Source organism: Hyalangium sp. (genome assembly GCF_035629615.1).
Classification (GTDB): Bacteria; Myxococcota; Myxococcia; order Myxococcales; family Myxococcaceae; genus Hyalangium.
Window position 1 is genome coordinate 21,703 of record NZ_DASPHO010000777.1, and the last position, 6,000, is coordinate 27,702.

Genomic DNA, 6,000 nt, shown 5'->3' on the forward strand with positions numbered 1-6,000 from the left:
TCCGTAGGACATTTGCGGTCGGCGCCAGGGCTTCGTCATCGGGTCTCAGAAGCGAGAGGTGGATATGGGCAAGCGCAGTCCTGTGAGGCCAGCGGTGAGCAAGCCGCGAGCGAGGGAGCTCGGAGTTCCGTTCGACGGGAACCCAGGGCCGCTGAATGCCATCACCGACGTGCGAGGCGTGGAGGTGGGGCACTGCACCCTCATCTCCGGCAAGGGCCGACAGGGGGTAGGGAAGGGACCGGTGCGGACGGGAGTCACGGCCATCCTCCCTCGGGGCCGGAAGGATGCGGCACCGGTCTTCGCGGGGTACTTCTCGCTCAACGGCAACGGCGAGATGACGGGGATGGCGTGGGTGGAGGAGTCCGGGTTGCTCGCGGGTCCGGTGATGGTGACGAACACGCACAGCGTGGGTGTGGTTCGGGACGCGGTGGTGGGCTGGATGGCAAGCCAGCGCAAGGATCTCAAAGACTGGTGGGCGCTGCCGGTGGTGGCCGAGACGTATGACGGCCTGCTCAACGACATCAACGGCTTCCACGTGAAGCCCCGGCACGCGCTCGAGGCGCTCGACTCGGCGCGCCCGGGGCCCGTGCCCGAGGGCAATGTGGGCGGTGGCACGGGAATGACGTGCCACGAGTTCAAGGGCGGAATCGGGACGGCGTCCCGGAGGCTGGCGGCGAAGGACGGCGGCTATACGGTGGGGGTGCTGGCGCAGTGCAACTATGGGTTGCGGCACCAGCTTCGGGTGGCAGGGGTGCCCGTCGGCCAGGAGCTGCGTGAGCACCTGCTCGTGAAGCAGGAGAGCGGCTCCATCATCATCGTGGTGGCGACGGATGCGCCGCTGCTGCCGCATCAGCTCGAGCGTCTGGCCCGCCGCGCGACGATGGGGCTGGCGCGCAACGGCAGCGTGGCGGGCAATGGCTCGGGGGATCTCTTCATCGCGTTCTCCACGGCGAACCCCGAGGCGGGCAGGGCCCAGGGTGTCGTTCCCCTCACCATGCTCCCGAACGACCGGATGACGCCGCTGTTCGAGGCCACGGTGCAGGCCACCGAGGAGTGCGTCATCAACGCCCTGGTGGCGGCGGAGACCCTGACTGGCATCAACGGCGTCACCGTGATGGCGCTCCCTCACGACCGGCTGCGCGACGTCCTGCGCAAGCATCACCGCCTCATCGAAGACTCCCCTGGAGGTAGGCCATGAAGCGCCCCTCACCCCTTGGTCGGGTTTCACCTGCCTCGGCACTCCCTGTGGCTCTCGTGGGGATGCTCCTCGCTGGGACGTCCCTGCACGCGGAGCCGCCTGTTCCCGCGGCTCCGAAGCAGGGCTCTTCGGCACCGCAGCCTGCTGCGACGAACCGGCTGGACGAGCTCGCCTGGCTCGAGGGCCACTGGCGTGATGATTCCGGCGGCAGCCTGTCCGAGGAGATCTGGACCGCTCCTTCCGGTGACTCCGTCATGGGCATGTGGCGGTGGGCCCAGGACGGGAAGGTGCGCATCTTCGAGCTGCTGGCAATCAAGGCCGAGGAAGGGAAGCTGGTGCTCCGGTTTCGCCACTTCGATCCGAAGCTCGTCGCGCGAGAGGAGAAGGATCGGCCGCTGGCCTGGCCCATCATCCGCTCGGGGCCGCGCGAGGCCGTCTTCGAGGGGCCGGAGGCCTCGGGGCAGGGCACGTCCCGCTTGACCTATCGACGTTCCGATGAGGAGACGCTGGTGGTGATCCTCGAGAAGGGCGGCAAGCCGCAGGAGTTCCGCTACCGGCGGGTGCAACCCGCTGTGCCCACTGGGCGGGTGAGCGGCGATACTTCCCCTGAAAAGACTCAACCCCGATGAGCTGGCAGAGGGATGGGAGTGATGGCTTCCCTGCTCGATGTGCGCACCGAACGGCTGTGGCTGCGGTCTTGGAGGGACGAGGACGTGGAACCCTTCGCCGCGATGAACGCAGACCCGCGGGTGATGGAGCACTTCCCCGCGCTCCTGTCACGGCAGGAGACGGAGGCCCAGGTGGCCCGCATCCGGGCGCACTTCGCTGAGCACGGCTGGGGGCTGTGGGCCCTGGAGGTGCCAGGCGTGGCACCCTTCATCGGCTTCGTGGGGCTGAGCACGGTGTCGTTCACCGCCCCCTTCACCCCGGCGGTGGAGGTGGGCTGGCGTCTGGCCCCGGCGCACTGGGGCTCCGGCTACGCCACCGAGGGGGCCCGCGTGGCGCTCGGCGTGGCCTTCGGCGAGCTGGGCCTCGCCGAGGTGGTCTCCTTCACGGTCCCCTCCAACGTGCGCTCGCGGCGAGTCATGGAGCGGTTGGGCATGCACCACGCGCCCGCCGAGGACTTCGAACACCCGCGCCTGCCCGAAGGGCACCCGCTCCGCCGCCACGTGCTGTACCGGCTGCGGCGCGCGGGGTGGAGCCAGGGCCAGGCGCAGGTTCGGAGCCGTTGAGCGCTGCGCCGCGTGTGTTATAAACAGCCAACGGTCTGCAGCTCACCGAGGCGTCGCCGCCCCGAAAGGGGAGCTAAACCTGCACCTTCATGTGACACGCACTTATCCCCGTGCCGAGTCGGAAGACGGCGACCACCGACATCCTTTCTGGAACGGCGCATATGAGGATAAGCCATGTCCCGACTCGCCCTCCCATTCGAGGTCGCCGACCTTTCGGCGTTCGCCCGCTCGCTTCGCGACCAGCTCGACAAGCTCGAGCACAAGCCGAGCCATGTTGAGCTGCTCAACATGCTGTGCCGCTCGGCAGGATTCCGGAACTACCAGCATTTCCGCGCCGACGCAGAGGCCAGACAACGCCTTGCCGCAGCGCAGGAAGTGAAGCCCGTCCCCGACCATCAGCTTGTCGAAAAAGTCGCGCGACATTTCGACGGGGAGGGCCGCCTGCTGCGCTGGCCGGCCAAGGCCCCTCATCTGGAACTCTGCCTGTGGGTGCTCTGGGCGCGCATTCCGAGCGGCCGCGTCCTCACCGAGCGCGAGATCAGCGACCTGTTGAACCTCTGGCATGTGTTCGGCGATCACGCCGTGCTGCGCCGGGCGCTGTTCGAGGCCGGCCTCGTCGACCGGACACAGGACGGCCGTCGATACCGGCGTATCGAGCAGAAGCCTCCGGTGGAGCTCGGCGCGCTGCTGGCTCGTGTGACCCCCGTCGCCGCCTAGACGCGTCTCCCCTCAACGCACGCTCCAGACATCAACCTCGCCAGCGGGAACCGAACTTCCGTGGGCGCGGCGCTCGTGCGCACATCGAACCCCACGGTCAGGGTGGACCCTGACAGCTGGGTCTCGGCACGGCGGGCTTGCGTGAAGGACACCTTGCGCAGCCGGGCGGACAAGGCCGTCTTGCCGACCTCCTCCTGGGCCAGGGTGCGCAGCGCGAGCGCTGCAGAGTGCATGGCCTGCAGCACGGTGCGTCGGGCCTCGGGGGTGTCTGGCAGCGACTTCCAATCCACCTCGAAGGCCACCGGCTTCCCCGCCGCGCTGCTCACCGCGCGCGCGAGTTCGCTGGCCGAGCGCTCCACCTCGATCCGGGTAACGGGTGCGGAGGGGCGTGCGAGCCCTGCCGCCTGGGCGACGCGGTTTACCTCGTGTACGCGGACCGCCTCGATGGCGGAGACGGGCACGTAGACCGCGGCAACCGTCGTCGAAGGGCGATCGCCCTCGGTCACCTCGCAGAGCAGCGCACGCTCGCCTCCCTTGGGGGCCGCGAGCGAGAGCACTCGGCCGGTGAGATCCCGGCCGCTACGCAAGTGCAGGGTGATGACGGGGATGGGGACGGGCTCGGCCTGGAAGGCGCGCTGGCGGAGCTGGGCCAGGCGCTCGAGTACCTCCAGCGGATCGAGCGCCGCGAGTGACTCCAACGTGCGCTGTTGCTCCATGTCGGAGGGCGCAGGCGGTGTGCTCGGGGGGGCGGCACTCACCGTGCCAGCAGCAAGCACCAGGGTCATCAGCAAGCGCTTCATGGGATCCTCCTAGGCGCGACGTGGGGGATTCTCGGAGAAATGCCCCTGGGCCCGCCATGGAAACCAAGGGCCAAGAAAGTTTGACCGGCAACAACAGCGCGAAGCGATGAAGGGCCACCCTCCGCGCCCTCCAGGTGCTCGGCGGGTAGTCCGCGGAGCAGGAGCGAGGTGGCCGGCTTCCACGCGTCCCCCGCTACGGGTTCGAGTGCTCTTCGAGCTTTCGCAGCTCCCGCTCCACGTACTTGCGCTGGGCCTCCGTGACTCCTCCGGCCAGGAAGCGCTGATAGGCCTCCTTTGCCGCCGGGATGTTCCCGACGTTGGAATCGGCAAGGAGCCAGCGCGAGTTGGGCAGGTATGACCGCTGTAGCGTGTTGGCACCTCCCTACCTGGCACCAGGCGCCTTCGCCACGGCGAGCGCCGCCTTCGGAAAGTTCTCCTCTGGCGAGCGCGCCTCATCCGGGAACAGAGATCGTCCACTCGTCTCTCGCGCGTCGAAGCTGCGGCACACAGCGCTGCGCGCCGTTGCCGAAGCGTACTCCCGCAGAGGTAGTGGCCGCGGGCTCAGCGGAGAGCGTCCCCAAGCAGGTGCGGAGGAGGAGAGGGTGGCGCATGAGGCAGCGACCCGGAAGGAACTGATGACGGAGAGGACGTCGCGAGTGGACTGGGCAGAGTTGCTGCGCAGGACGTTCGACTTCGACGTGTTGGCCTGCGTGAGGTGTGGAGGCAGGCGCAGGGTGCTGGCGTCCGTGAAGGGAGCACGAGGGGTGCGCGCGATTGTGGAGCACCTAAACTACCGATCACGATTCTCGCACGCTGTCCGGCGGCGCGCCTGAGGTCGGCTCGGCGCAGGTATGGGCTAGCATGGCGCTGGGCGTTGCGCGCGGAGAGGTAGTCATGCACGCGCTCTATCAGCCTCGTCATGGTGCGGCAGCGGTGGTTGCGGGTGACGTTGGCGTGGACATCCAGCCAGGTGCGCTCGGTGCGGTTGGCCTGGGGCAGCATGCCGGCAGGAAGTGCAGCACTACCCGCCCGCCCAGTCCCTCCAGGGCCTCGGCGGTGGCCTCGCTGGCGGACCGGGGGCACGGTAATCTCGAATCGCGGTGTCGACGTACGACTCAGGAGGAGCGGTAATGCCGATCGAAGTGACTGGTCTCGCCGAATTGGTTCGGACTCTTGAAGAAGCCCGAAGGCGCGCTCCCCACGCTTATCAGCTTGACGGGAGCCCGGGGCCGGTGGGGAACCGCACCAAATACCTGTCGTTCCGGTTCTCGACGTCGTTAGGCCCGCAGGTTTTCTCTCTCGCGTCCGACACCCACATGAGCGCGATCGATACGTTCCTCGCACTCGCGCGCCGCGCACGGCGCCTGGAGGACGTGCTTGAGCTTGCGAAGACCCCTGGCGGAAACTCCAAGCTGGTCCTCCGCACCGCTGGGCGAATCGAGGGCTGGTACTGCTACGCGAAGAGCTAAACGCCCGATCGCGATTCTCGGACGGGGCCGGCGCTCAGGACGGAGAGCTTCTGAGGGAGCAACCAGCTGGGTTCCTCCGAGGGCGATCGAGAATCTTGAGCGCCCGTTTAGGCTTGCCCACGGCAGGTGCGAGGTTAGCCCCGGCGCGAGGGCCACCCCAGGCCGCGTGGTGTTGAGGCGCTCAAGACAGCCAAGAGGCCCAGGCCCCTGTCGCGCACCTGATGGGAGCGCGGCCTGGGCAGGCGTGTACACCCAGGAGGCTGCGCGGCCTGTCCACAGGCCGGGCGCACAACTCGGACGGCCCTCTCAGCGGCCCTTCTCGCCCCTCCCGCTCTAGCCCTCGCCTTCAACAGGCCTCCTATCCTTCTTATGCTTCCGCCTCACCCTGGACGGATCGCGTGGCCGTACGCGAGCCAGCCCACCCTCACCCAGGCGGACGCGGCGGTGATGGACTTGCAGGAGTACGGCGCCTACGCCGCCGATGACGCCATCGCGCTCAGCTACCCCCAAGCCCAGGCCTACCTGTACACGGAGTTCGAGGCCCTGCACCTGCAGATCCTCGCGGCCTACGGCAACGGCTCGGA

Annotated in this window: 7 protein-coding genes; 6 read left to right on the forward strand and 1 reads right to left on the reverse strand. The window is 68.3% G+C overall.

All coding sequences use genetic code 11. The features are described 5' to 3' along the window. The first annotated feature begins 94 nt into the window (after positions 1 to 94). The 4 genes from VD972_RS38840 to VD972_RS38855 all read left to right on the forward strand — a co-directional run bounded on the left by VD972_RS38840 (position 95) and on the right by VD972_RS38855 (position 3,147). Positions 95 to 1,198: a P1 family peptidase gene (locus VD972_RS38840; RefSeq protein ID WP_324993903.1), complete on the forward strand. Its 1,104-nt coding sequence runs from the start codon at positions 95 to 97 to the stop codon at positions 1,196 to 1,198. Beyond that, on the forward strand, positions 1,195 to 1,827 hold the full coding sequence (locus VD972_RS38845) for a DUF6265 family protein (RefSeq protein ID WP_324993905.1): 633 nt from the start codon (positions 1,195 to 1,197) through the stop codon (positions 1,825 to 1,827). Before VD972_RS38840 ends, VD972_RS38845 begins: the two co-directional genes overlap by 4 nt. 21 nt (positions 1,828 to 1,848) lie before the next feature. Beyond that, positions 1,849 to 2,430, forward strand: a complete 582-nt coding sequence (locus VD972_RS38850; RefSeq protein WP_324993908.1) for a GNAT family N-acetyltransferase — start codon at positions 1,849 to 1,851, stop codon at positions 2,428 to 2,430. 174 nt (positions 2,431 to 2,604) lie between these two features. Beyond that, positions 2,605 to 3,147 (forward strand): DUF2087 domain-containing protein, encoded by a 543-nt coding sequence (locus VD972_RS38855; protein WP_324993910.1) that lies wholly within the window; start codon positions 2,605 to 2,607, stop codon positions 3,145 to 3,147. Here VD972_RS38855 and VD972_RS38860 read toward each other — a convergent pair. Continuing rightward, positions 3,144 to 3,947, reverse strand: coding sequence for a hypothetical protein (locus VD972_RS38860; RefSeq protein ID WP_324993912.1), 804 nt, complete (start codon positions 3,945 to 3,947; stop codon positions 3,144 to 3,146). The two genes, VD972_RS38855 and VD972_RS38860, sit on opposite strands and share 4 nt — an antisense overlap. Positions 3,948 to 5,077: 1,130 nt before the next feature. Between VD972_RS38860 and VD972_RS38865 the strand changes: the two genes are divergently transcribed. Together VD972_RS38865 and VD972_RS38870 are read left to right on the forward strand one after the other, a co-directional pair. Beyond that, on the forward strand, positions 5,078 to 5,416 hold the full coding sequence (locus VD972_RS38865) for a hypothetical protein (protein WP_324993914.1): 339 nt from the start codon (positions 5,078 to 5,080) through the stop codon (positions 5,414 to 5,416). 369 nt (positions 5,417 to 5,785) lie between these two features. Then, on the forward strand, positions 5,786 to 6,000 hold a 215-nt coding region (locus VD972_RS38870; RefSeq protein WP_324993916.1), incomplete at its 3' end, for a hypothetical protein.